Raw genomic sequence first — 24,785 nt, forward strand, 5'->3', positions numbered from 1 at the left:
TTAGGGGCGCGGGGCTGTATCGATTTGCGGCTCCGCCGCGTGGGCGCGACCAGCCCCCACCGGCCCGCACACAACAATCGACCCAACCGTCTGAGGCACAGCGCAACGCCCACTACCCTTGTACCGTGACCATTCGCCTGTACGACACCAGCGCCCGGCAGATTCGCGACTTCACCCCGCTCACAGCGGGCTGTGTCTCGATCTACCTCTGCGGCGCCACGGTGCAGGCAGCCCCTCACATCGGCCACATCCGCTCGGGCCTCAACTTCGACATCCTCCGCCGCTGGTTCGAACACCGCGGCTACGACGTCACGTTCATCCGCAACGTCACGGACATCGACGACAAGATCATCACCAAGTCCCGTGAACAGGGCCGCCCTTGGTGGTCGATCGGCTACGAGAACGAGCGCGCGTTCAACGACGGCTACAGCGCCCTCGGCTGCCTCCCGCCGACGTACGAACCGCGGGCGACCGGCCACATCCCCGAGATGATCGAGATGATGCGCGGGCTGATCGAGCGCGGTCACGCGTACGAGGCCGACGGCAGCGTCTACTTCGACGTGCGGTCGTACCCGGACTATCTGGAACTGTCGAACCAGGACATCGACGACCTGCGCCAGCCCCCCGAGGACGGCATCACCGGGAAACGCGACCCGCGCGACTTCGCGATGTGGAAGGCGACCAAGCCGGGCGAGCCCGACTGGGAGACCCCGTGGGGCCGCGGCCGCCCCGGCTGGCACCTGGAGTGCTCGGCGATGGCGCACAAGTACCTGGGCCCCGCCTTCGACATCCACGGCGGCGGCCTCGACCTGATCTTCCCGCACCACGAGAACGAGATCGCCCAGGCCAAGGGCTACGGCGACGACTTCGCGCAGTACTGGGTGCACAACGCCTGGGTCACCATGAGCGGCGAGAAGATGTCGAAGTCGCTCGGGAACTCCGTCCTCGTGTCCGAGATGGTCAAGCGGTGGCGACCCATCGTCCTGCGCTACTACCTCGGCACCCCGCACTACCGCTCGATGATCGAGTACAGCGAGGAGGCCCTGCGCGAGGCGGAGTCCGCGTTCGCGCGGATCGAGGGCTTCGTGCAGCGGGTCGTCGAGAAGGCCGGGGGAGTCGTCGAGCCCGCCGCCGAGGTGCCGCCGGCCTTCGCCGAGGCGATGGACGACGACCTGGGCGTCCCGCAGGCGCTCGCCGTAGTCCACACCACCGTCCGGCAGGGCAACAGCGCGCTGGCCGCCGACGACAAGGAAGCCGCCGTAGCGCGTCTCGCCGAGGTGCGCGCCATGCTCGGGGTGCTCGGACTCGACCCGCTGGACCCGCACTGGATCGGCGAGGGCGGCGACCGGGGCGAGGACCTGCACGGTGTCGTCGACACCCTGGTCCGCATGGTCCTCGACCAGCGCGAGGCCGCCCGGGGCCGTAAGGACTGGGCGACCGCCGACGGCATCCGCGACCAGCTCAACCAGTCCGGACTCAACATCGAGGACGGCCCGCAGGGCCCGCGCTGGACCCTCGGCCCCCGCTGAACCCCACCCCGATCGCACCTTGATCGCACCCGGTCAACGAAGATCGACTGTGCCGCCCGGCCTCCCGGGCGGCACACTGCATAGACGTACGTATTCACCGCACCCCCAGACGGGTCACACAGACAGGTAGGTCATGGCAGCCAACAACCGCCGCATGTCCGGCAAGAAGGGCGCGCAGGTCGGCAGTGGCGGCCAGCGGCGCCGGGGCCTCGAAGGCAAGGGCCCCACCCCGCCCGCCGAGGCGCGCAAGGGCCACAAGAAGAACCGCGTCGCCAACTCCAAGGCCAAGCAGGTCCAGCGCCGTCCCGCGCAGCGAGGCCGCGGCGGCAAGGGCACGTCCGAGATGGTCGTCGGCCGCAACCCGGTCGTCGAGGCGCTGCGCGAGGGCGTCCCGGCGGTCACGCTCTACGTCCAGCAGTTCATCGACAACGACGAGCGGGTGCGCGAGGCGCTCCAGCTCGTCGCCGAGCGCGGCGGCGTCCACCTCATGGAGGCCCCGCGCCCCGAGCTGGACCGCATGACGAACGGCCTCAACCACCAGGGCATGGTCCTCCAGGTCCCGCCGTACGAGTACGCGCACGCCGAGGACCTCGCCAACGCGGCCTACGACAAGGGCGAGGACCCGCTGATCGTCGCCCTCGACGGGGTGACCGACCCGCGTAACCTCGGCGCGATCGTCCGCTCCGTCGCCGCGTTCGGCGGCCACGGCGTGCTCGTCCCCGAGCGGCGCGCGGCCGGCATGACCGCCGGTGCGTGGAAGTCGTCGGCCGGTACGGCGGCCCGCACGCCCGTCGCCCGCGCCACGAACCTGACGCGCGCGCTGGAGGCGTACAAGAAGGCGGGTCTGGCGATCGTCGGTCTCGCGGCCGACGGTGAGCACGAGATCGGTGAACTCGCCGCGCTGGCAGGCCCGGTGGTCGTCGTCGTCGGCAGCGAGGGCAAGGGCCTGTCCCGACTCGTGGGCGAGACCTGCGACTTCAGGGTCCGCATCCCGATGCCGGGTGGCGCGGAGTCCCTCAACGCCGGTGTGGCGGCCGGAGTTGTGCTCTACGAGGCGGCACGCAAGCGCTCCTGAACGGACGTTCGGCACCGTCCCCCACTCGGGGCAATCTGGGCGCCGGGCACACGCTTGACGCGGTCCGGACACTTCCGGCGAGTCAAAGCAGTGTCCTAAACACACGTCACTCGGTTAGATGAGTGTGGACACCAGAACACCCCGCACACCCACGGGGGACGGCCCGTCGGGCTTCGACGACGCTCCCGCGCTGAGCATGGTGAAGGTGCCGAGCGATCCGGCGCAGATCATCGTCAATCATGCGAGCTTCCGCGTGCAGTTGGGCGCCTCGTCGCGTCCCCCGTCGCCGCGGATCGCACGGCACCTGAGCGCCACCGAGGCCCCCGGCCGGATCCCCGCCGCCGGCGCGCGTCGCCGGCCCGTCGTCTGGAGCGGCAAGTCCGCGCCGGACGACACCGGCGCCCACCGGCTGCTCCAGGCCGTGCGCGGCACGGGCGTCCGCCACGGCGACGAACCGGCCGGCGACGCCGGAGCCACGCAGGTCATCCCCCGTATCGACAGGGGCGGTTACGACGGCGACCTGACCGCGCAGACCATCGAGACCCCGGTCGTCGGCGCCCAGCGCGGCGGCGACCACGACACCGGCGAGACCCGACTCCTGCCGCCCATGCGGACGGTGGGCAGCGCCTACGACGAACCCGCCTACGGGGACGGGGAGTTCGAGGACTTCGAGGGCGCGGAACAGGAGCGCCGCACCCGGCGCAACCCCAACGAGCCCGTACGGCACGCCTATTACCCCGGCCGCCGGATGAACCTCGGGGTCGTCCTCCTCCCGCTCCGCATCTTCCTCGGCTTCATCTCCATCTACGCCGGCATGGGCAAGCTGTGCGACCCCGTCTACTTCGACGGCGGCAAGCGCGGCTCGATGGTGAAGTGGCTCAACACCCTCCACCCGTGGGAAGCCGCCGAGCCGCTACGGCAGTTCGCGCTCCAGCACCCGGTCGGCTCCGGGCTCGTCATCGCCTTCGCCCAGGTCATCGTGGGCGTCCTGACGATCCTGGGCCTGTGGCAGCGGGTCGCCGCGGTCTTCGGCGCGCTGCTCTCGGCGGCACTGATCGTCACGGTCAGCTGGAAGACCGTCCCGGCCTACGACGCCCCGGACATCATCTATCTCGCCGCCTGGTCCCCGCTGATCATCGCGGGCGCCCCCGTCTACTCCGTCGACGGCCGCCTCGCGGGCAGCGCCTGGCGCCGCCTCGGACCCCGCGCCGACATCTGGGAGCTGCGCCGCTACGTCCTGCGCCGCGGCGCCCTCGTCACGGCCGTGGCCGTCGGACTCACCCTGCTCGTCGGCTCGTTGCTCGGCGGCGCGGTCCGCGACTCCAGCCGCGTGGTCGTCCCCGGCCCCGGCGAGGCCCCGCGCAACGAACTGCCGGGCGCCCCGCTCCCCGGCGAGCCGACCAAGAGCCACAGCAGCAGCCCCCGGGCGTCCAAGTCGCCGTCCCAGCACGCGACTTCGGCCAAGCCGTCGGGTGCCGCGACGACCCCGGGCGCGACCCGCTCCTCGTCCGGTACGGCCACCGGCGGCGCCCCCAGCCAGACCCAGGGCACCGCGGGCCGCACGCAGCCCCACCAGTCCTCCCCGGCCGGCCAGGCCCCCAGCACCACCTCAGGACCCACGTCCAGCGGCGGTACGAGCGGCGGCACCGGCTCCAACGGCGGCTCCAGCACCGGGGGTTCATCCTCCTCCGGCCAGCCGGGCCTGGTGGGCGGCCTGTTGGGGTAACTGGGCCGGTGGGCGGCTTGTTGAAGCAGTCGCCCACCGGCTGACCTCCGAGGAACAGGAAGTGGGCCCGCACTTGTCCAGTGCGGGCCCACGGTTCTGCCTTTGTCTTTCAGGGGCGCGGGGAACTGCGCGACCAGCTACGACGGCGCCGCACTCAACGCCCCAGCGCAGCAAGCTCCTTGGCGGCTTCCCGGAGGTCCTTCGCGGTATCGATGGCCCGCCAGTAAGCGCCCTGAGGAATCGGGAACCCGGCCAGCCTCAACTCACGCGCGAGGTGAGGGAAAGTCGTCCGCTCGTGATCCCCCCGCTCCGGCAACAACCCGGCGAACTCGGGCGAGAAGACGTACACCCCCGCATTGATCGCGTACTGCGTCGGCGGCGACTCGATGAAGTCCGTGACGCGCCCGAAGTCGTCGGTCTGCACGGCCCCCCAGGGGATCCGCGGCCGAGCCAGCGCGATCGTGGCGACGGCATCGCGCTCGGTGTGGAAGTCGGCCATGTCGCGCAGCGAGAACCGGGTCCAGATGTCCCCGTTCGTGGCGTACCAGGCCTTGTCCGGCCGGGGCAGGTGCGCGGCGGCGTACTTGAGCCCGCCGCCGCGGCCCAGCGGCTCCGTCTCGACGACCGTGGTCACGTCGACCGGCAGGTCGGCCGACTTCAGCCAGTCCTGCAGCACCTCGGCGAGATGCCCGCAGCTGACCACCACGTCGGTCACGCCCTCCTCGGCGAGCCAGACGAGCTGATGGCCGATGATCGGCGTCCCCGTGCCGGGGATCTCGACCATCGGCTTGGGCCGGTCGTCGGTGTACGGGCGCAGCCGGGATCCCTGGCCACCGGCCAGGATCACGGCTTGGGTGGGGCGCGACGCGGCGTTCGGATCGGTCATGACCCGAACTGTACGTGGCGGCCCCACCGTGTCCTTCGGCTGCAACCGTTCCTTAATCAGCCGTTACCGACCTCCTCCTCCGACCTCGTCCCCGGGCACCGGCTCCGGCTTCGGCTCCGGTCAGCTGTGCGCGGCCATGACCCCGGAGGCGAACGCGGTGTCGCACACGGGGCGGGCGTAGGACTGGGCACGTGCGGCGCCGTAGATACGGACCGCGGCGCGGCCCAGTGCGCGGGCGATGGAGGTGCAGTGCGTGGCGAGCGACGGGTGGCCGTTCACCGCCTCCTGGAGGTGCGTCAGGACGACGCCGGGGTTCTTGTCCTGGAGCTCGGTCATGAGCTGGTCGCGCAGGATGTCCTGCGGGGCGCGTGCGGCGGCCCGCGAGGAGGCTCCGGCCGCCGTGACGTCCGTCGCGGTGAGCATCGAGCTGGAGGGGCTCCCCGACCAGTTGACCCGGGTGACCGCGAGGGTCCCGGAGAGCACCATGACGACGGGCAGGACGAGGGCGAGCGTGCGGCCGACCCGGCGGGCGGGGCCCCGGCCGCGTCGCGGCTGTTGGTTATTGGAGTGCTTCACGCGTGTGAGGGTAGCGTCCGGTAATGATTTGGCGACATTTAGTCACCAATTCGGGGGATGGATCGGTGCCTCGTATTGGGTAGGGCGTTGACGAACACTGCTCGAAATGACGGGTCTGCCGGGGTATTTGTCGACAGGGTCGGGCGGGATCCGGCGGCGATCCCCAACGGGAAAGGGCCCCGCGGCGAACCGCGGGGCCCTTCCCTCGAACGTTTGATCAGCCGGTGAGATCTGATCCGTCGGTGAGACCTGATCAGCCGGTGAGGACTGATCGGTCAGCGGGATCTCGTCAGTCGGTGAGTCGCTCGCCCGTGGAGGTCGAGAACACGTGGATCTCGCCCGGACGCGGGACCACGTGGAGCGTGGAGCCCTTCTCCGGCACCGAGCGACCGCTGACGCGGACGACCAGGTCCGTGAGGGTGTCGTCGACCTTGGCGCTGCCGTAGACGTAGCCGTCGGCGCCCAGCTCCTCGACGACGTTCACGGAGACGGCGAGGCCGGCCGGGGCGTCCTCGGAGTCCTTGGTGAGGGTCTTCGCGGCCTCGCCGTTGTGCTCGTCGATGTCGAAGTGCTCGGGGCGGACGCCGACGGTGACCGTGCGGTCACCCTTGTCGGTGGCGGCCTTGAGCGCCTCGCGGTTGACCGGGACGACCGAGTTGCCGAACTTCACGCCGCCGTCGGTGATCGGGACCTCGATCAGGTTCATGGCGGGGGAGCCGATGAAGCCGGCGACGAAGAGGTTCTTGGGGCGGTCGTACATGTTGCGGGGCGAGTCGACCTGCTGGAGCAGACCGTCCTTGAGCACGGCCACCCGGTCGCCCATCGTCATGGCCTCGACCTGGTCGTGGGTGACGTAGACGGTGGTGATGCCGAGGCGGCGCTGCAGCGAGGCGATCTGCGTGCGGGTGGAGACACGGAGCTTGGCGTCGAGGTTCGACAGCGGCTCGTCCATGAGGAAGACCTGGGGCTCACGCACGATGGCGCGGCCCATCGCGACACGCTGGCGCTGACCGCCGGAGAGGGCCTTCGGCTTGCGGGCGAGGTAGTCCGTGAGGTCGAGGATCTTCGCGGCGTCCTCCACCTTCTGGCGGATCTCGGCCTTGTTGACGCCGGCGATCTTGAGCGCGAAGCCCATGTTGTCGGCGACCGTCATGTGCGGGTACAGCGCGTAGTTCTGGAACACCATGGCGATGTCCCGGTCCTTCGGCGGCAGGTGCGTGACGTCGCGGTCACCGATGCGGATGGCGCCGGCGTTGACGTCCTCAAGCCCCGCGAGCATCCGGAGCGAGGTGGACTTGCCACAGCCGGACGGACCGACGAGGACGAGGAACTCGCCGTCCCCGACCTCGATCTCCAGACCGTCTACGGCGGGCTTCTCGGTGCCCGGGTAGATCCGGGTCGCCTTGTCGAACGAAACAGTGGCCATGATGAAGGGCCCCCTTCTACCGGCAGGAACGTGCCGGACGATCCGTTGTAGGAAGGTGGTGGTGTAGTCCACGCGAGTGAACTGGGTCAGGACGGTACCTGGCGTTTGCCTGGTCTGTCAGTACCTGGACCCATGTGAACTTCGAGGAAATTTTCGACAGGGGGTGGCGGGGACCTGGGTACACTGCACGGGCACGTGATCGCGCGCGTCCTGGACATCTGGATATGCCGGGTGTCCCGGGTATGCATGTCGGGTGGGTCCCGCCGGGTGTTCGGCCGGGTATCTCCCGTCGGGTATGTCCCGTCGGGTACGCACGCATCACGCAGGCCTCCTTAGCTCAGTTGGCCAGAGCAACGCACTTGTAATGCGTAGGTCGTCGGTTCGAATCCGACAGGGGGCTCCTTCGAAGGCCAGGTCACATAGTCCGTGACCTGGCCTTTTGTGTTGCTCGGGGCATGACGGGGCACACGGCTGGGGTGCCGGGGGACGGCTTGCGTGAGCGATGCGTGAGCGGAGGGAACTGCCAACGCCCTGTGGCTTCTCGACCGGTTGGCTCCGGTTGGAGCTCAAGTCATCGCGCCAGTGCTTGCTTGGGTGGCACTCAGGCGTACCGCTCCCGAGGGGCCGTTTCTGCCTGAACACCGACAGCAAGTGAGTTCGGCGGCCAGAATAATCGGCATGGTCGCGATCATCAGGTGCACGGAGTCCGAGACGGCACATATCCAATGGCAAGAGGGATTGTTCCCGGCCTCCGGACGTCGTGAGTGGACATGGACGGCCACCCGGCCCAGGGAGTTCTGGACCAAGGGCAGTCACTTGACCTTGATCGCCACTCCCGACAGGCATGGTCTCTTGTATGTGACCAGACTCGGACACACCAAGCGACTGCGCCAAGTTGCCGACTTGGAGCAGAAGCTGGAGATCTCCCATGTCAGCGCGCTTTCACAGCCTGTGATGCTGAAGGAAGTCACAGCGCGCTTGGCTGCGCGGCATGACAGGCACCTGATTGATGAAGGGCAGCAGACCGAGGCGACGGGCAATGCTCTCCTCGCCGCCTTGGTCGAGTTGCGGCCTGATGCAGGCGATGTGATTGGCCGACTCCGAGCGACGCTTGACGGCTACACGGTGCGCTCGACCGCAGGAGAAGCCTTGGCGACCCAGCGCGACGCAGTCCTGGGAATTGGACGTATGGCAGGGATGTCCATCCCTCAGCTCGCCCGGTGGGATCCGCCGGCCGAGGAACTCTACGACGACCGGCCTCCTCCGGCATATCTCGACCTCCTGAGACGGCCCGGGGCGGCGTCAGCCGACGGAGGCCAAGCAGCCCCGCAGCACGACATCGCGATCGAAGATCACCACATCGGGCACGATGCCGAGATGTTTCTGGGCTGGATCGGTGAGCGCACTGGGCACGTCGCTTGGCGACAGTTCCGGCAGGACGACCAGTCGCTGTTGATCGCCAACGTGAACCGCACCGTCGTTGAGGGAAATTCCGGCGCTGACCTCCTGTATTACCACCAAAGCCGTGGAAGCCTTGTCCTCGTTCAGTACAAGAAGCTGAACAAGGTGGGCGGCTACTACTACCCGGATAGCGATCGCAAGCTGGCCGACGAACTGAAACGGATGGAAGACGTGGACGCCTATGCTGCGCGTCTCCGCCGAACGACCGACGACCACAGGCTGAGTCCCGATCCGAGCTGGATCAAGTTGTGCCCGCCCGAAGGGTTGATCCCGCAGGCAAACATCATGGTGCCGGGAATGTACTTTTCCCGCCAGCACTTCCAGCAACTGCGCGCCGACCCGCGACTGAGGGATGGCAGGGACAAAGCGCTGCGCTTTGGCTACTCCAACGTTCCGAGTTATTTGGACAACACCATGTTCACTCGGCTAGTGGAGACAGGCATGATTGGTACTGCCGGAGTGAGTACGGAGCTGGTTCGGCAGCAGATTACGCGGAGTGTCCGTGAAGGCCGACTGCTCACCGCCGGGATACTCACCGGCAAGGAACAGCCCCAATCTGCCCGCAACAGCGCCCGTCGTCGGCGCCGTTGAGTCAGCTGCGTGAGTGAGCCGATGAATACGGCCAGCCCTGCTGGCGTTTGGCCAGTCGACGGGGTGCTGGGGCGCGCGGAGGAGGCGTTGGGTCCTACTTCTTGGGCTTCTTCAGCCGGTCCTTGTTCTCGTTCCCGGCCTTCTGGGCACGCTTGGCCTTCTTCCGAACCTTCTCCGCCTTGCGTGCGGCCTTCTCGGCCGCCGCTTTGCGCTGGAGCGGAACCAGCTTGGCGGTGGCCTCAGCGGCGCTCTTGCCGACGTGGGGGAGGACGCTCTGGTAGATGTCCCGCGTGATGCGGGTGTCGCTGTGCCCGAGGGTGTCCGACACGATCTTCACGTCGATGCCGGCGGCGAGCATGAGCGTGGCCGCGCCGTGGCGGAGGTCGTGGAGCCGGATCGGCGGGAGGTCGGAGGCGGCGACGAGTCGCTCGAAGAGGTCCGTCACTTTGCCGGGGTGCAGCCAGGAGCCGTCTTCCTGGGTGAAGACGAGACCGGTGTCGACCCAGGCCGGTCCCCATTCCTCGCGGTCGGCCGCCTGCTGCTTGCGGTGCCGCTCCAGGACGGTGACGGTGTCGTCGTCCAGGGCGACGACGCGGAAGCCGCTGTCGGTCTTCGGTTCGGACGCCTCAACGTCCCAGCCGTCCTGGACGAGTTGGCCGGTGACGGTGAGGGAGTGCCGGTCGAGGTTGGTCTCCGACCATGGCTGGCCGCATGCCTCGCCGCGACGCAGGCCGCGGAAGGCGATCAGGTGCCACATGGCGTACAGCCGGTCCGCGGCGACGAAGTCGAGGAAGGCGCCGGTCTGTTCCGGCGTCCAGACCATGACGGGGGAGGGTTTCTCGCCGGTCTGCTGCCACCGGGCGACCCGCTCGTCCGTCCAGACGAGGGCCTTCGGCTTGCGGACGGGGTCGATCTCGACGTGGGCCGCCGGGTTGAACGTGATGATCTGCTGGCCGATCGCCTCGTTCAGGGCGGCGCGGAGCGTGGCCTTGACGTGTTGGCGCGTCGAGGGGCCCGTGACGCGACGGAAGGGCGGCATCGCGTCGATCGCCGTCTTCATGGCCTTGCGGCGGGCCCGGTTCTCTACGCCCTTCCACGGCACGGCTGCCAACTCCTCTACCGCCGCACGCCGTTGGGCGTTCTGCTCCAGGATCTCGGCGTTGGCGTCGTTGATGACGGTGAACATCTCGCTGAGGTGGCTCACGCGCAGCCGGTCTAGACGCCGGTCGCCGATGTGGGGCTTGAGGTGGACGCGGACGTCGGTCTCGTAGCGGCTGACCCCCGACTTCCTGATGCGCTTGCCCGCGAGCCACCGGTCCAGCCACTCGCTCACGGTGAGGCTGCCGACGAGGTCCTGGCCTGCGTTGAGGCGACGCCGGGTCTCCTCGATATCGGGGAGCGGCAGCTTGTCGCGGCTGACCTCGGCAAGCATCTCGGCGATCAGCTGGACGCCTTCGGGGTCGTCCGACTCGGCGAGCGCCATGAGGGCGCGTACGTGGTCGAGGTCGGCCTGGGCCGCCTTGAGGCTGGCGTACCCGCCACGGGCGAAGGAGCGTCGGCTGCCGTCCTCGCGAGGCGGCAGCTCCTGGCGTATGGAGTAGGTGCAGTGGTTCCTGCTGTTGCGCTTCGGGCAGGAGGAGCCGAGTTCCTTGCCGGTCTTCGGGTCACGGCAGGAGCAGCGGCGGTAGGTGGAGCCCTTCAAAGGCGTTCCTCCGGGGTGGTGTTGGTGTCGGGTTCGGGGAGGTCGACGTCACCCAGCGCGGGTGGGAGATAGGGCGGGGTGGCGCCTTCGTCGCGGAGGTCGCGTCGGAGGTAGCGGAGTTTGTACTTGGCGGAGATGGCCTCGTCGGAGTACTTGGTCCGCCGGTGCTCGGCTTCCTCCTGCTGGGCGCGGTTGCTTGCCGTCTTGGCTGCGAACCGTGCCTGTTCCGCTTCTTCGAGGGCGGCCAGAGCGGTGCGTACGAGGTTGCTGTGCACTTCGAAGTCGGGGACCAGGCCCGCGTCGTGCATGGCCACGTCCTCGTCGCCGGTGAAGCGGCGCAGAGCGTCCCAGGTGGGGACGAGGTCCTGGAAGGGGAGTTCCTGGGTTCGGTCGACGTAGCCGACCGGGAAGATCAGGCAGACCGGATACGTCTCCAGGGCAGCAGCCAGGACGATGACGTCCACCAGGGGCAGGGTGGCTCGGCGGCCGGACTCCATGTTGGCGATCACGTTGCGCGGGACGGGATGCCCGAGCTGCTCGCACCGGTCGGCCAAGTCCTGTGCGCTCCATCCCATTTCCTTCCTTCTGCGCCGGACTTCGCCGGCGACGTTGGCCTTGACCCGGTCCTCCCACTCGGGAACGTCGTCCTCATCAGCATCCACGCCGCGTTGTGTCATGAAGACACATTAGCTTCCCGATGATGGTTATAGACGCCTGGAGCCGGACGTGAAGGCCACGTTCGCCGAGGGCTGTACCGAAAGGGGGCGCACTGCATGCGCGAAGACGCGACGGCCGGACGGATGAAGGACTCGAAGGGGATGAGCCGGGAGGAGCTTCTCGCCCTCCCCGTGTCCGTTGACCTGGACACAGGCAACCGCGCTCTCGGGCTCGGGCGGAGCAAGGGGTACGAGCTGGCGAAGCGGGGCGAGTACCCGTGCAAGGTGCTGCGGCTGGGCAACGCCTACCGGGTCGTGACTGCGGATCTGCTCGATCTGCTGGGCTTGGCGGCGTGATGGCACGGCACCGTAGCAAACCGTTCTGCGCTGAGCTGACACAGAAACGCTGGACTGTTGCCGGGTGTGGACGTACGGTCCGTGTTCCCTCGCGGTGGCCTGGTGCCCGCGAGACGGGGATGGGCCCCCGGCGGTGCAACGCAGGAGGCCCGAGCAACCCCAACCGGCCCGTGAAGAACCAACCCGGCGGCCAGGGCGCACCCGCCCGCCACCGCCAGAAAAGGAGCTGCCCCGTGGAACATGCGGGAGCCGAGCCCTATTCCGACTCCGACAAGCCCTCGTGGCCGCCCGTCACCATCCCTGGCCAGCTCGGCCACCACACCGGCGAAGCCCCGCCGACCGCCAACGACGGTGCGCCTGACGCCACCTCGGCGGATCAGCCCGCCGAGGAGACGGTGCCGGATCCGGAGCCGACGCCAGGCTCGGTGCTGCTGGACGAACTGCGTGCGCAGATAGCGAAGTTCGTGATCCTGCCCTCGCAGGAGGCACTGGACGCGGTCACGCTGTGGGTGGCGGCGACACATCTCCAGCCCGCGTGGCAGCACGCGCCGCGTCTGGCGGTGGTGGGTCCGGCGAAGCGGTGCGGCAAGTCGCGGCTGCTGGACGTGCTGACCGAGACGGTCCACGAGCCGATGCTCACCATCAACACCACACCGGCGGCCATCTTCCGGTCGATCACCGAGGAGAACCCGCCCACGCTCCTGGTGGACGAGGCCGACACCATCTTCGGCACCCCGAAGGTGGCCGAGAAGAACGAGGAGATGCGCGGCCTGCTCAACGCCGGCCATCAGCGCAACCGGTACGTCACCCGGGTCGTGGGCAACGACCACACCCCGCACCGCTTCGCGACCTTCGCGATGGCGGCCATCGCGGGCATCGGCGACCTGCCCGACACGATCATGGACCGGGCCATCGTGATCCGGATGCGGCGCCGGGCCGAGGGCGAGAAGGTCAAGCCCTTCCGCTCCCGCCGCGACATCCCGGCTCTGCATGAACTGCGGGACCGTATCGCTGCCTGGGCCAGGCCGTTGCTGGACGAGGCGGCGGAGCTGGAGCCGGTCATGCCGGTGGAAGACCGGGCGGCCGACACCTGGGAGCCCTTGGTCATCGTCGCCGACCTGGCCGCCGGGTCCTGGCCCCGTCGCGCCCGTACGGCGTGTGCCCGGATGGTGGCCACAGAGGTCGAGGCGGAGGAGGAGCGACCCGGTGGCGCGCGGATCCTCGCCGACATCCGCCGGGTCTTCGTCGCCCAGCGCGAGGCGGACAGCCTCTCCACGGACGAGTTGCTGTACCACCTGCGCAAGGACGCCGAGGCTCCGTGGGCGGAGTGGGGGCGCAGCGGGCTGGACTCCCGCGTTCTGGCACGGATGCTCAGCCCGTACGCCATCAAGCCAGGCAACGTCCGCCTCGCCGACGGGACCCAGCGCAAGGGCTACATGCGCAACAAGTTCCTCGACGCCTGGCGGCGCTACTGCCCCACCGTCCACCCGGTGGACGCCGGGCCTAGCGCCTCCGCCTCGGGCTGAGGCCCGCATCCCCCGGGTGGCCGTCCCTGCCGTCCCTGCCGTGATCCCGCAGGTCAAACGGCATGCAGCCAAGACGGAAACCGGGGGCAAGACGGCAACGCGATCATGAAGGCCGCGTTGCGGGGCCGGGACCACGTCCCGATCCGTCTTGTGCCGTCCCGCACGTCCCTGCCGTATCGCCGCAGGTCAGGGCGCCAGCCGTTGGGACGGCACACCACCACTAAGCCGTCCCGGCCGATGCCGGAGAACGCCTCCGGCATCGGCCGGGACGGCAGACCGAACCCCGTGCCGTACCTGCCCTGACCTGCGCTTGCAACGGCCAAGACGGCAAAGACGGACCACGCCAACGCCCAGGAGCACCCCGCTTGACGAACCTCTCCACCGCCAGCAACCCAGACGACCACCTCGACCAAGGACGGCCGACCACGACCCAGCAGGCCGCCGAGCGATTCACGCTCATCGCAGCAGGGGTGGTCATCGTGGCCCTCACGGCCGGCGGGTTCTGGCTCTCGTACGCGCATCTCGCCGAGGTAGCCGGACAGCACGGGCTCAGGAACTCCCCGGTCCGACAGTGGGCCTGGCCCGCGACCCTGGACGCGTTCATCATCACGGGCGAACTGCTCATGCTCCGCGCTGGTTTGCGCCAAGCGACCGACGGGTGGGCCATCGCCCTCACCGCCACCGGATCGGTCGGCTCCATCGCGCTCAACGTGGCGGGCGTCAACGGCACGGGTGGTACGGGTGCTGTGCCCCTGCTCGACTACGTGGTCGCCGCGGTCCCCCCGACCGCCGCGCTGCTGGCCTTCGGTGTCCTGATGCGGCAGATCCACCAGCTTGTTGCCGAGCCCGCCGACGCCACTCAACGCCACAACACCGCCGACCGCAGCCACAACAGCACCCAGATCGCCCGCCTTACGGAAGACGATTCCGGTCAGCCGCAGCCAGCCGCTCTCGAAGTGGCGGACTGGCACACCGAGGTGGCGCGGGCTGCCGCCAATCTGCCGGAGCTCCCGCATCCTTCGGACGAGCCCGAAGACCAAGAGTCCAGCACGGTCTCCGAGGAACTCCTCACCATCGCCCGCAACGCGCCACTCGGACGAGGAGGCCGCGCTTCGCGCCGCCACATCGAGGCGGCGATACGAGACAAGGGCCTGTCCATCGGCAGGGCTGACGCGGAAAAGGTCAAAGACGCCTTGCAGACCGAACTCGACGAGGCCGTCTCGCAGCGGTAGGCCGAAGGCGACAGGGCATCTGCCCGCACCTTCTGAGACGACCGCTTCCCGCCCCACGAACGCACCACGGAGAACCCCCTCATGCACGACCCGGGCTACGAACTCCCCACTACCCAACGGGAGATGACCACCACCGCAACCCAGCCAGCAAGGTATCCCGTTGGACCGTCCAAGGGCCGGTCCAACGAGGGTGCCTCCGCCCCAGGAGTGGCGGAGGGGCTCGGGCACCAGGGGGTGCCCGAGGAGGACAAGCTCGTCGAGAGCCTCGCCCTTCCGCTGCCGCGAGCAGCCGATGCCGCCGCACTGCACCGAGTCACCCGCCGCCGTCAGCGCGAACCCGTCCAGCGCAAAGAGCGCGTCGACGTGCGCTACAGCACCGACGAAAAGACCGCGATCCTCGCCAAGGCCCGGTCCCTGAACATCGCCGGCGCCCACTACGTCGGCGCCGTCGTCATGGCCCACCTCCACGGCGACCTCGCCCTCCCCGGCCAGCGCACGCCCCTCGACGACTACATCGACGAACTGACCGCCCTGCGCCGCGAGGTCGCTTGGATCGGCCACAACATCAACCAGATCACCAAGAAGCTCAACTCCGGCGGCCATCCACACCCTGGGGACAATGCCATGCTGGCCCAGGTCGAACCCGCCTTGGACGCAGTAAGTGCCACCGTCGGCCACATCGCGTCCGCCGCGAACCAAGCGGTCGCCAAAAGGTCCGCCCGATGATCGCGAAGATCAGCGGCGGCACGGACACCGCGGGCCTGATCCGGTACCTGTTCGACACGAAGAAGGCCAAGGACCACACCGACCCCCACCTGGTCGCCTCCTGGGACGGCTTCGCTCCCGACCCCGGCCGCACGGACGACTTCCGCGCTGCCAAGAGGCTCCTCGTGGCCGACCTCGACCTGCACGTCAAGCAGGCCCGACGGCTGGGCCGCGCCTCCGAGAAGCACACGTGGCACTGCTCGATCCGGGCCGCCGAGAGCGACCGCCATCTCAGCGACGAGGAGTGGGCCGACATCGCCCGCCGCGTCGTCGCGGCCACTGGCATCGCACCCGAGGGCGATCCGGATGGCTGCCGTTGGGTCGCCGTCCGCCACGCGCCGGACCACATCCACATCGCCGCCACCAAGGTCCGCGCCGACCTGCGTACGGCCCGCCACTGGAACGACTACCTCACCGCCGACCGTGAACTCGCCGCGATCGAGAAGGAGTACGGCCTCTTCCAGGTCCTCCGCGGAGACCGCACCGCCGCCAAGCGCCCCACTCGCGCCGAACAGGAGAAGGCCCGCCGCGCCGGCCACGACACGACCGCCCGCGAACGCCTGCGCACCACCGTCCGCACCGCCGTGGCCGCCGCCTCCACCATCGAGGAGTTCGTCGACCTGCTCAGCCACATCGACGGCGTACTCGTCGAGATCGTGCACTTCCCCTCAGGCGACGTACGCGGATACAAGGTGGCCGTCGCGGATGACGCCCAGGGTCCCATCTGGTACTCCGGCTCCAAACTCGCCCCGGACCTGTCCCTCCCCAAGATCCAAGAGCGGCTGGTGAGCATAGGGCCGCAGCCCACCGTCCAGTCGGACAGGCGCAGGCCCAACCCCTGGCACCAGGCCACCGCCGCAGCCGAACGCATACCCCACCACTTCGACCAACCCGACGACGAAGCCTCCCAAGGTCACCTCGCCGCCTTCGGTGAAGCTCTCGACGTCCTTCCCCTCGTCACACCCCAAACTGTGCGCCACCAACTCCGAGAAGCGGCCACCGCGTTCGAACGCGCCACCCGCTCCCGCATCCGCGCCGATCACCACCACGCCCGCGCCCTGCGCGGCGCCGTACGCGCGATGCTCCGAGAGCCTGCCCCAAAGGACGGCGCCGCCCTGGCGATGTTCCTCGACGCCGCGATCCTCGTCATCATCGCCGCTGCCCGCTGGCACCAACTCCGCCACCACGACCAGCAGGTCGCCGCCGCCCACCAGACCCTGGTCCACCTCCAGGCCGCCTACGACCAAGCAGCCGCCGTACCGCTGGCTGCCCTCGCCCAACGCCGACCACCGCAGCAGACTGTGGACCGGCACATCTACCACCTGCGCCAAGCTGTGCCGGACCATGCCGAGCATGTCGTCGAAGACCGCGCCTTCGGCGCCCTCACCGCCGCCCTCGCCGAGGCCGAGGCAGCAGGCCACGATCCGCAGCAGCTCCTCCAACAGGCCGCCGACCAGCGCGCCCTGGACGACGCCGACTCCCTTGCACGGGTCCTGACGTGGCGCATCCAACGCCTCAGCGCACGGTCGGCACCCAGCCCACGAGCCCGAGCAGCACAGGCCCGCAGCGCTACCGCACAGCACACCGGCGCTTCGGCTCCGATGACAGCAGCCGCCCCAGCCCTGCAACAGCCAGCACAAGCACGGCCGCGCTCTCGGTGACGCTCGGCGACCGGGTTCCGGCGGAACGCCGTCTGTGCCGTCGGTAACCCCACAACACGGAGGCGCCTTTCGGTCATTGTTCGATGTGAATGCCTCAGTGTGCCGCTTGTGCGGGTTTGCGCTATGGCAGCGCTTGCCATGCGCGAGGACGATGCCCCTCTGCGTCCGCCGTATTCAGGTGTCGCGGTGGGGCATCGGAGACACGGGGGTGGGGGACTTGTCCTACGGGGAGCATCAGTCTGTCTTTTCGGCACCGGCGGTGCCGTTGGGCACGGCGACTGATGCGCGGGGAGTGATCAAGCACGGGGTCTATACCGAGGGGATCACCCGCCGGTTGAGTGCTGCGGCCTTCGCCCGTACGGACTGGCTGGCCGTGTTACGCGCCGAACTGGCCCGGCTGTGGAAGGAGTTGAAAGCAGCCGTAAAGAAGCGGCTGCGGTGGCTCTTTCCTCCCAAGGAGGCGGAGAAGGCCCCGGGTTCCTCCGAGCCGGCACCGCCGTCGGTCGTGGTGGGTGAGGATTACGCGGTCTGGGTTCGGCGGAGGATCAAGAAGTCGAAGCGGCCGGTGCCGGTGTACGGCTTCCACCAGGAGCCCGTGGTGGAAGCCTCGGACCGCGCCATACGCCATATGCGGAAACGGCGATGGTCCGTCGCTGCGGTGGTCGCGGTTGTTGTCTGGCAGGCCATCGCCGGCAGTCTGACGGTGGGGTGGGCCGCCCTCACCCTGGTCGTCGGGGTGTGGGGCGTGTACCTGGTCGAGCGCTACCTGGCACAGACGCGCCTCAACGCCTTGTTGGCTGGTGAGTTGCATGCGGCTCCGACAGCCGTTCAGGCGCACGCTCTGCCGTATCTCCGCGAGCGCCGCGACAGCGGCGATCGGGACCGCTTTCTCGGAGCGGGTCTTCAGGCATGGCCGCCTGCGGTCATCGGCATCGACGTCGAACCGGCCCCCGAGAACCAGGATGCGGGAGACGACGACACCGGACTGCCTTCGGGACTCGCTTCGCCAGCACAACGCCCGGGTCAACCCGACATGGCCGAGGTGGCAAAGGCCGTTCTGGATGCCCTGTCTCAGCACAACAAGCCAGTGGCCCGCAAACCGCTGAAGCACTTCACCGTGGCCCAGTTGCACACGCATGTCGCGCGCCGACTGGACGACCCGGCACCCGCCCATCACCGCGATCACCCCATCCCGCGCATGGAGGTCATCGGCATCGCCGGCATCCACTACAAGCGCTGGGATCAGATCGGCGACGACGCCTGGCGCACCCTGCACGCCCTCGCCGAAGACAACATTGGCGACAAGCCCGTTGAGGAGATCGCCCGCCGCTATATCTGGGCCCGGGTCACCGCCTGGAACGGCGAACTCATCGCCGCCGTCCTGGTTCACCTCGCTTACCAGGGCGGCTTTCTGCGCGTCACCGTCCGGCCGCACATCATGGCCCCGCTCAACCCGAAGGTCGCCGGTCTCAAGCCCGCCGACCCGCGGAGCCTGAGATGGCTAGGCCGCACCGCGTTCAACGCTCTCGGCGACATCTACATCGGCCTCGACCGGCTCATACGCCGCACGGCCCGCGAACGCCCCGAGCTGGACACGGGCAGCGGGCCGGTCAGCCTCCGCGAGGTCTACAGCGTGCGCTGGATCGAGGACATGCACACCAATGACGACGCTCGTTACTACGTGCAGATGATGCAGCGCCGCGTCTTCGACTCCACCGAGATCTTCCTGCGCGACCACAACGTCGACATCGCCGCCTACCAGCAACAGGCCACTGCGATCTACAACTTCGGCGTCATGAACGGCGGCACCATGATCGGCCCCGCACAGGCTGCCCCGTTCTCCCAGAACCCCTCCCAGAAGAACTGACCCGCGCCCTCACCAGGAGCCTCACATGGCCATTCGCCGCCAGCCCGACCCGGCCCCCAACGGACCCAACTTCGGCATCATCAACACCGGCAACATGACCGGGCCCGCCCAAGCCGCTGCGTTCTCGCAGAACGTCAGCCAGACCAACAACATCACCAACGAAGCCGTGGACAAGGCCCGCGAGAGCATCGAAGACCTCCGACGGCGCCTGGAAGAACTACGCGGCCAGTACCCCGAGGTGGACGCCGCCCTGCGCGACCTAGCCATGATCACCCCGCGCCTGGACGAACCCGAACGAGACCCCGGCACCCTGCGCTACATGCTCCAGAACCTCGTCGAGCGCTGCGGCGGATTCCCCAACCTCCTGGCCGCAGCCCAACTCGTCCAATCCACCGTCATGGCACTACTGCCTGGATCCTGACGGCCCCTGGCTGCGGCTACCGAGCGAGCCGGGACTCCAGCAGGTCCAAGACTTCCTCCCAGCGGAAGCGGTCCGCGCCGCCGCCGGCCTTCGGCCGATGAGGCTCGTACGACCCGATCAGGATGCCCATCTCGCGCAGCCGTTCCAGGCTTTGGCGGTACGCGGGGTGGGCGGCCTGGGCGGAGTTGAGGTACGGCAGCACGGCGACTGGTACGCCCATGGCGGGTGCTTCGCACAGGATGCCGAGCGCGAGGTTGTCGGAGATCCCGGCGGCCCATTTGTTGACGGTGTTGAAGCTGGCCGGGGCGACCGCGATCGCGTCCGCGGGGCGGGTGGGGCGCGGTTGGTCCGGAGTCCGCCAGGCCGAGCGGATGGGGAGACCGGTCTGCGCCTCGACCGCTTCCACGTCGAGAAAGCCGAGCCCCTGCGGGGTGGCGACGACACCGACATCCCAGTGCCGTTCCTGTGCCGCAGTGATCAGCTTGCCGACGTCGGTGGCGACTCCGGCCGCGCAGACGACGATCTGGAGGAACGGCTTGTCGGGCTGATCACTCACGCGGGCACTCCCAGTTGGCGGCTGAAGTGGTGCAGCTCGGGCAGTGCCCGGCGCCGGTCGCGGGCTGCCATGTCGGCGACCAGTTCGCGTACGGCCGGGCGGCGGATGTCCTGGGCCGCACAGCTCTCGGCGATGCGCAGGGCCTGGTAGCCGTCGGCGAGTCTGCCCTGCTGACTGTAGGCGCGGGCGGTCTCCACCCAGAGCGCGGCCCGGCGCTCGGGGACGGGAATGTGGCGCCGCATGAGGGGCCGCGCGGTTTCGAGCGCGATGCCGGCGTCGCCGAAGGAGACGGCCGCGCTGATCTCGTGCAGAGCCACGTTGGTGGGGCTGAAGTTCGCCCAGGCGTCGGGCCGGTCGAACGAGACGTAGCGCGCGACCTCCTTGGCCTCGGTGAGGAAGTCCTGGGTGGTGGCGCGATCGCCGTTTCTGCTGGCTGCGGTCGCCCCGCGCAGCAACAACAGGCCGACCGCCGCCAGATACCGGGGCGAGCGCTGGTCGTAGGAACCGGTGAGCTGGTCGGCAGTGTGGCGGACCATGTTCACGGCCTGGGCGGTGTGCTTCTCGCGCACGAGGACGTGGGCGTGAACGCGGACACTGGCGGCGAGGACGATGGGATCCCCGGATCGCTCCGCCTCGGCCATGGCCCGGCCGGCCGCGAGCCAGGCGTTGCCCTGATCGGCTCGCTTCAGCAGCAGACTCACCGACGTCTGGTACGCGGTGGCGAGCAACCCGGACGCCTCCGCCGAGCCGGACGAGCCGCCGGCGGCATGGCGCAGGTCGGTGATGAGACCCGGCAGCGTTCGTTCCAGATCCGTGTAGTCGCACGTACAGAACATCCGGCGTACGTCCCGTGTCCGGTCCCGTAGCTCGTCGATGTCCAGGGCTTGCCCGGTGGCAGCAGGGCTCGTGCTTGGCAGCAGGACCTGTACCAGGTCGAAATGTGCTGCGGTGGACGACGGCGGAGCCGCGAGAGCTGCGACGCTCGCGGCCAGGAAGGTACGGCGGTGCATGTCCTCTGTTCCGGGGTCGGCGGGGCTGGTGTCGGAGGAGGCGGCGAGACCGAGACGGTCCAGCGGAATGTCCAGCACCTGCGCGATCTCGCGCAGCGTGCGCACGTCCTCGGTGCCCCTGCCGCTCTCCAGACGGCTCACCTTCGACTGGTGGTACCCCAGGGCGGCGGCAACCTCCGTCTGCGAACGCCGCTGTAACACGCGGGCCTGACGGATCACTTCGCCGATCCGTCTCGCTTCACTCTGTGCCTCGGCCATCTGTGCCACGGCCCCTTCTGCCGTCGCCGATCCTGCCTGCTCAACCGAGCGTAACCGAGCGGCAATTGACCGCGATGCAGCTCCTGCATAAGTCATGCGGCGCCGGCACACGGCGTGGCCCCGCCTGCCTCCGAAGCGGTTGCGTGGAGTTGCCACACCGATCCAGGAGGCCGCTCATGGAAGCGCATCAGATCCATTTCCCCGTTCACGGCACACCTGCTGCCGCCAGCTCCGCGCGCCGGCAACTCGCCATCGGGATAAGGGCCTGGGACGCCTCCCTCGATCAGGAACTCCTGGAAACAGCGGAGTTGGTCGCCGCAGAGTTGCTCGCCAACGCGGTACGGCACGCGGGCCACGGCCCCATCTCGGCCGGCGCCCGACTGAACGACGAACGCCTGCTGATCGAGGTGACCGATGCCAGCTCCAAGGCCCCACAGGTCGGACTGCCGGACACGGAAGAGGAAGGCGGACGCGGCCTGTTCATCGTCGCCGCCCTCGCGGACCGCCACGGGATCGAACCACTGCCGTCCGGCAAGCGGTGCTGGGCGGAGTTCAAGGTCAGCGGCCCGGACCAGCCCTCACGATGCCTTCCCCTGGAAAGGAGTTGGCGGTTGACAGCCGTAAGGATTCCCCCAGTCGCCGCCGAAGTGGTCGCCATCCGGCCCGGCACCTCTCTCGCCGGTTCCGTGACAGTCGACGGGTCCAAGAACGCAGCCCTGCCCCTCCTGGCCGCCGCCGCGGCCCTGCACCGCCCGGTACACCTGGGCAACGTCCCGGCGAACACCGACGTCGAAACGATGCTCACCCTGCTCCAGCAGTGCGGCTGGCACACGGCACGCCCCGTCACCGATCCCCACACTGCGGTCATCCTGCCCAGCGACAGGCCGCAACTGGGCCCCGACTCCGAGACCGCCGCACGCATCCGAGCCTCGTACTACCTCGTACCAGCACTGCTCGGCGCCTACGGACGTGCCCGACTCCCCTGGCCAGGCGGGTGCCGGATCGGGGAGCGCGGCATGGAACAGCACTTCGCGGTCTACGAGCGCTTCGGCGACCGTACGACCGTCGACGACCGGGGCTACCTCGCGGAAGCAGCCGCCGCACGGACCGGAACGGTCTCGATCACGCTGCCCTTCCGCTCCCGAGGTGCGACCATCGCCGCGGTCCTGCGCGCGGTCGTGGCCGGACGGCCACTGCGGCTGGGCGGGCCCAACCTCTCGCCGGAAGTCCTCAGCGTCGTAGAGGCGCTACGGCTGGCCGGATGGCAGTGCCGGGCCGGCGAGTCTCTTCTTTCGCTCGCGCCGCCCCCGTCCGCCCCCACGGAGACCATCGCGTGGAAGGTGCCCGGCGACAAGATCGAGGCAGGCACCCTGGCCTGTGCCGTCGCAGTGACGGGCGGCGAGGCGCGTATCTGCGGCGTACGCGGCGATGACGTCGTTCCCCTGGTCAGCGCGCTGCGACAGCTCGGTGTGCCCGCGAGCACCGAGGACGACGTACTGACCATCCATGCCCAAGACACCCGCCCCACCAGCCGGCCGCTACGAGCCGTCGCCTCCCTCGCCCCCGGCGGCCTGGACGCCGACTTCGAACCGCCCCTGATGGCCTTGGCCCTCACCCGCCCCGGCACCCACCTTTTCTCCGACACCATCAACCCCGGCCGCCACGGCAACCTGCTGCCCCAATTCGCCCGCCTCGGCGCCGAGATCCACGACCTGTCACCCACCAAGTGCCGTCTCACCGGTCCGCAGCAGTTGACCGGGACCGGAGTGGAGGCCACCGACATCCGCACGGGCTCCGCCCTGCTCATCGCCGGCCTCACCGCACGCGGTGTCACCACGCTGGGCGGCCTCGACCAACTCCGGCGCGGACACGCCGACCTGCCCACCAAGCTCCACGCCCTCGGCGCCGACATCTGCGAGGTCACCCCATGAGCCGACGCTTACGGAAGATCATCGCTACGACCGACGTCCACTCCGCCTTCGACGCGGCCACGCCGATGCTCACCCACCTCCACACCGCCAGGGCCGAGAGCCTGATCGTGGACTGCGGCGACTTCTTCGAAGGGAGCGGCTACTACCGCTTCGGCAAGGGCCAGATCGAGCGCGAGATCCTCACCAGCCTGTACGACCTGCTCGCGCCCGGAAATCACGGCTGGCCGCACTACTTCGAACCAGGGCTGCACGAGATGACCGTGTGCGCCAACGCCTCCGACACCAACGGCAAACCGCTCTTCGACCGTGTACGCATCAAGCGGATCGGCGGCAAACGGGTCGCCATCACCGCGGTGATCGGCCCCCAGGCGTTCAACACGATCCCCACCCGCGACCGCAACGGCCATCACGTCACCAACCCCGCTCACGCCCTGCGCGAGGTGATGCTGGAGAACCACTACCGAGCCGACGCCTGGATCGTGTTGTCCCACTCCGGCTTCGAGGAGGACCTGAAGCTGGCCGCCGCCTGCCCGTTCGCGGACGTCATCTTCGCCGGCCACTGCCACAGTGACACCTACGGCCCGGTGCGCATCGGCGACACCTTGGTCGTCAAGGGACGCGAACTCGGCGTCGGCTACGCCACCGCAGAACCGGTCGGCAGCGGCTGGGCCGCCCGCACATGCACCTTTCCGAACGCCACCGCAGTTCCCGAAGACCTCGCCACGGTGCGGGAGAAGATCTCCCTCTTCAGCCGGAAGCTGGCGAGTCCGCTCGGAACCGTGAACGAGCCCTACCGCAATGGGGAGTTGGACCGCAGCCGTCTGCTGCGAGAGATCGCCGGTCGACTCCACTCCGGCCTCGGCGCAGACGCGGTGATCCTCAACGAGACCGCGCTCCGTTCCGTACCGCTCGGCGAAGTGCTCACCCTCGGCGACCTGTTGGCCATCGAGCCCTTCGACAACCAACTCGTCCACGCCGTCCTTCCTGACGAGCACGCCCAGGACCACGACAAGCTGCTCACGCAACTCGCTGAATGCGTGGGCCCGTTGGTCATCGCTCCCACGCCTCTTCCGTCGGCGATGAGCAGCGTGCTGACGACGGGCTACCTCGCCGACAGCCATCTGGGCGGCCGAACACATCAAGCCGGGCTCCGGCTCAGCCAAGCAGTACGCCGCGTCCTGGCCACCACCTTGCCCGGCGGCGCCACCGGGGGAGGCGAGCAGTGATCCTCACCGGCCCCGAGATCACCGCCGCTGCCCGCGACGGTCGCCTGACCATCGACCCCTTCGAGCTGGAGCAGGTCAACCCCAACAGCTACAACGTCCGCCTCGGCCCCACCCTGCTGACCTACGCCGACACCGTGATCGACTCCCACCGTCCCAACCTCACGCGTGAGATGGAGATCGGGACGGACGGATACGTGCTCCAGCCCGGCGAGTTGTACCTCGGGCACACCCTCGAACAGGTCGGCTCCAACTCCTTCGTGCCGCTGCTGTTCGGCCGCTCCTCGGTCGGCAGGCTCGGCCTCTTCGTCGAAATCACCGCACCCATCGGCGACATCTGTCCCTCCCCT

At 69.0% G+C, this 24,785-nt stretch carries 20 protein-coding genes, 1 tRNA gene and 2 pseudogenes; 16 read left to right on the forward strand and 7 right to left on the reverse strand.

The features are described 5' to 3' along the window. Positions 1-125: 125 nt before the first annotated feature. The 3 genes from cysS to OG407_RS28585 all read left to right on the forward strand — a co-directional run bounded on the left by cysS (position 126) and on the right by OG407_RS28585 (position 4,330). Entirely contained in the window at positions 126-1,529 is a 1,404-nt protein-coding gene (gene cysS / locus OG407_RS28575; protein WP_328682209.1) for a cysteine--tRNA ligase, read from the forward strand. A 133-nt stretch (positions 1,530-1,662) separates the two neighbouring features. Then, on the forward strand, positions 1,663-2,604 hold the full coding sequence (rlmB, locus tag OG407_RS28580; protein ID WP_403591806.1) for a 23S rRNA (guanosine(2251)-2'-O)-methyltransferase RlmB: 942 nt from the start codon (positions 1,663-1,665) through the stop codon (positions 2,602-2,604). Between the two features lie 118 nt (positions 2,605-2,722). Further along, positions 2,723-4,330 carry a DoxX family membrane protein gene (locus OG407_RS28585; RefSeq protein ID WP_405862359.1) on the forward strand — a complete coding sequence of 536 codons (1,608 nt, stop codon included), beginning with the start codon at positions 2,723-2,725 and terminating at the stop codon, positions 4,328-4,330. Between the two features lie 154 nt (positions 4,331-4,484). Here OG407_RS28585 and OG407_RS28590 read toward each other — a convergent pair whose 3' ends face one another. From OG407_RS28590 to OG407_RS28600, 3 genes are all read right to left on the reverse strand, one after another. Then, positions 4,485-5,216: an NDP-sugar synthase gene (locus OG407_RS28590; protein ID WP_403591812.1), complete on the reverse strand. Its 732-nt coding sequence runs from the start codon at positions 5,214-5,216 to the stop codon at positions 4,485-4,487. A 120-nt stretch (positions 5,217-5,336) separates the two neighbouring features. Then, positions 5,337-5,792, reverse strand: a complete 456-nt coding sequence (locus OG407_RS28595) for a hypothetical protein (protein WP_327403119.1) — start codon at positions 5,790-5,792, stop codon at positions 5,337-5,339. Positions 5,793-6,081: 289 nt separating this feature from the next. Then, positions 6,082-7,218 carry an ABC transporter ATP-binding protein gene (locus tag OG407_RS28600; protein WP_405862361.1) on the reverse strand — a complete coding sequence of 379 codons (1,137 nt, stop codon included), beginning with the start codon at positions 7,216-7,218 and terminating at the stop codon, positions 6,082-6,084. Between the two features lie 326 nt (positions 7,219-7,544). Between OG407_RS28600 and OG407_RS28605 the strand changes: the two genes are divergently transcribed. Together OG407_RS28605 and OG407_RS28610 are read left to right on the forward strand one after the other, a co-directional pair. After that, positions 7,545-7,618: transfer RNA gene (locus tag OG407_RS28605), tRNA-Thr, on the forward strand. Between the two features lie 278 nt (positions 7,619-7,896). Beyond that, the gene (locus OG407_RS28610) at positions 7,897-9,270 is read left to right on the forward strand and encodes a hypothetical protein (RefSeq protein ID WP_405862363.1); all 1,374 of its coding nucleotides are present in this window, start codon (positions 7,897-7,899) and stop codon (positions 9,268-9,270) included. Between the two features lie 94 nt (positions 9,271-9,364). On the opposite strand, the gene OG407_RS28615 is transcribed toward OG407_RS28610, so the two are convergent. Further along, positions 9,365-10,972 (reverse strand): tyrosine-type recombinase/integrase, encoded by a 1,608-nt coding sequence (locus OG407_RS28615; protein ID WP_405862365.1) that lies wholly within the window; start codon positions 10,970-10,972, stop codon positions 9,365-9,367. Next, positions 10,969-11,649: a helix-turn-helix domain-containing protein gene (locus OG407_RS28620; protein ID WP_405862367.1), complete on the reverse strand. Its 681-nt coding sequence runs from the start codon at positions 11,647-11,649 to the stop codon at positions 10,969-10,971. The genes OG407_RS28615 and OG407_RS28620 overlap by 4 nt, the downstream gene beginning before the upstream one ends. A 96-nt stretch (positions 11,650-11,745) precedes the next feature. Between OG407_RS28620 and OG407_RS28625 the strand changes: the two genes are divergently transcribed. The 7 genes from OG407_RS28625 (at position 11,746) to OG407_RS28655 (ending at position 19,457) form a co-directional block, all read left to right on the forward strand. After that, complete coding sequence (locus OG407_RS28625; RefSeq protein WP_201054394.1) at positions 11,746-11,985, forward strand: hypothetical protein; 240 nt, start codon at positions 11,746-11,748, stop codon at positions 11,983-11,985. Between the two features lie 233 nt (positions 11,986-12,218). Then, positions 12,219-13,511 carry a DUF3631 domain-containing protein gene (locus OG407_RS28630; RefSeq protein ID WP_405862369.1) on the forward strand — a complete coding sequence of 431 codons (1,293 nt, stop codon included), beginning with the start codon at positions 12,219-12,221 and terminating at the stop codon, positions 13,509-13,511. 365 nt (positions 13,512-13,876) lie between these two features. Continuing rightward, on the forward strand, positions 13,877-14,743 hold the full coding sequence (locus OG407_RS28635) for a DUF2637 domain-containing protein (protein WP_405862371.1): 867 nt from the start codon (positions 13,877-13,879) through the stop codon (positions 14,741-14,743). 81 nt (positions 14,744-14,824) lie between these two features. Then, positions 14,825-15,469 carry a plasmid mobilization relaxosome protein MobC gene (mobC, locus tag OG407_RS28640; RefSeq protein ID WP_405862373.1) on the forward strand — a complete coding sequence of 215 codons (645 nt, stop codon included), beginning with the start codon at positions 14,825-14,827 and terminating at the stop codon, positions 15,467-15,469. Continuing rightward, entirely contained in the window at positions 15,466-17,169 is a 1,704-nt protein-coding gene (locus tag OG407_RS28645) for a relaxase/mobilization nuclease domain-containing protein (protein ID WP_405862374.1), read from the forward strand. Before mobC ends, OG407_RS28645 begins: the two co-directional genes overlap by 4 nt. Positions 17,170-17,245: 76 nt before the next feature. Further along, a complete protein-coding gene (locus tag OG407_RS28650; RefSeq protein ID WP_405862376.1) occupies positions 17,246-19,036 on the forward strand; it encodes a hypothetical protein in 1,791 nt (596 codons plus the stop codon). Positions 19,037-19,061: 25 nt separating this feature from the next. Beyond that, complete coding sequence (locus tag OG407_RS28655; protein ID WP_405862378.1) at positions 19,062-19,457, forward strand: hypothetical protein; 396 nt, start codon at positions 19,062-19,064, stop codon at positions 19,455-19,457. A 16-nt stretch (positions 19,458-19,473) separates the two neighbouring features. Here the strand turns inward: OG407_RS28655 and OG407_RS28660 are convergent, their stop codons facing one another. Then, on the reverse strand, positions 19,474-20,013 hold the full coding sequence (locus tag OG407_RS28660; protein ID WP_405862380.1) for a flavoprotein: 540 nt from the start codon (positions 20,011-20,013) through the stop codon (positions 19,474-19,476). After that, positions 20,010-21,281 (reverse strand): helix-turn-helix domain-containing protein, encoded by a 1,272-nt coding sequence (locus OG407_RS28665; RefSeq protein ID WP_405862382.1) that lies wholly within the window; start codon positions 21,279-21,281, stop codon positions 20,010-20,012. Before OG407_RS28665 ends, OG407_RS28660 begins: the two co-directional genes overlap by 4 nt. Before the next feature lie 176 nt (positions 21,282-21,457). Between OG407_RS28665 and OG407_RS28670 the strand changes: the two are divergent. The 4 genes and pseudogenes from OG407_RS28670 to OG407_RS28685 all read left to right on the forward strand — a co-directional run. Beyond that, a pseudogene (locus OG407_RS28670) lies at positions 21,458-21,886 on the forward strand (ATP-binding protein); the annotation flags it as partial. Positions 21,887-21,928: 42 nt separating this feature from the next. Next, complete coding sequence (locus OG407_RS28675) at positions 21,929-23,212, forward strand: UDP-N-acetylglucosamine 1-carboxyvinyltransferase (RefSeq protein WP_405868649.1); 1,284 nt, start codon at positions 21,929-21,931, stop codon at positions 23,210-23,212. Next, positions 23,209-24,438 (forward strand): metallophosphoesterase, encoded by a 1,230-nt coding sequence (locus tag OG407_RS28680; protein WP_405862384.1) that lies wholly within the window; start codon positions 23,209-23,211, stop codon positions 24,436-24,438. The genes OG407_RS28675 and OG407_RS28680 overlap by 4 nt, the downstream gene beginning before the upstream one ends. Then, positions 24,435-24,773 (forward strand): annotated as a pseudogene (locus OG407_RS28685) (dCTP deaminase domain-containing protein); the annotation flags it as partial. The gene OG407_RS28680 and the pseudogene OG407_RS28685, both read left to right, overlap by 4 nt. Between the last annotated feature and the right edge of the window lie 12 nt (positions 24,774-24,785).

This window comes from Streptomyces sp. NBC_01515, assembly GCF_045040345.1.
GTDB lineage: Bacteria > Actinomycetota > Actinomycetes > Streptomycetales > Streptomycetaceae > Streptomyces.

Bases quoted from the DNA above. Each gene is read 5' to 3' on its own strand.
- OG407_RS28625 (WP_201054394.1), top strand. From the start codon at position 11,746: ATGCGCGAAGACGCGACGGCCGGACGGATGAAGGACTCGAAGGGGATG.
- rlmB (WP_403591806.1), top strand. From the start codon at position 1,663: ATGGCAGCCAACAACCGCCGCATGTCCGGCAAGAAGGGCGCGCAGGTC.
- OG407_RS28620 (WP_405862367.1), bottom strand. From the start codon at position 11,649: ATGACACAACGCGGCGTGGATGCTGATGAGGACGACGTTCCCGAGTGG.
- OG407_RS28655 (WP_405862378.1), top strand. From the start codon at position 19,062: ATGGCCATTCGCCGCCAGCCCGACCCGGCCCCCAACGGACCCAACTTC.
- OG407_RS28610 (WP_405862363.1), top strand. From the start codon at position 7,897: ATGGTCGCGATCATCAGGTGCACGGAGTCCGAGACGGCACATATCCAA.
- OG407_RS28645 (WP_405862374.1), top strand. From the start codon at position 15,466: ATGATCGCGAAGATCAGCGGCGGCACGGACACCGCGGGCCTGATCCGG.
- mobC (WP_405862373.1), top strand. From the start codon at position 14,825: ATGCACGACCCGGGCTACGAACTCCCCACTACCCAACGGGAGATGACC.
- OG407_RS28600 (WP_405862361.1), bottom strand. From the start codon at position 7,218: ATGGCCACTGTTTCGTTCGACAAGGCGACCCGGATCTACCCGGGCACC.
- OG407_RS28590 (WP_403591812.1), bottom strand. From the start codon at position 5,216: ATGACCGATCCGAACGCCGCGTCGCGCCCCACCCAAGCCGTGATCCTG.
- OG407_RS28585 (WP_405862359.1), top strand. From the start codon at position 2,723: ATGAGTGTGGACACCAGAACACCCCGCACACCCACGGGGGACGGCCCG.
- OG407_RS28680 (WP_405862384.1), top strand. From the start codon at position 23,209: ATGAGCCGACGCTTACGGAAGATCATCGCTACGACCGACGTCCACTCC.
- OG407_RS28665 (WP_405862382.1), bottom strand. From the start codon at position 21,281: ATGGCCGAGGCACAGAGTGAAGCGAGACGGATCGGCGAAGTGATCCGT.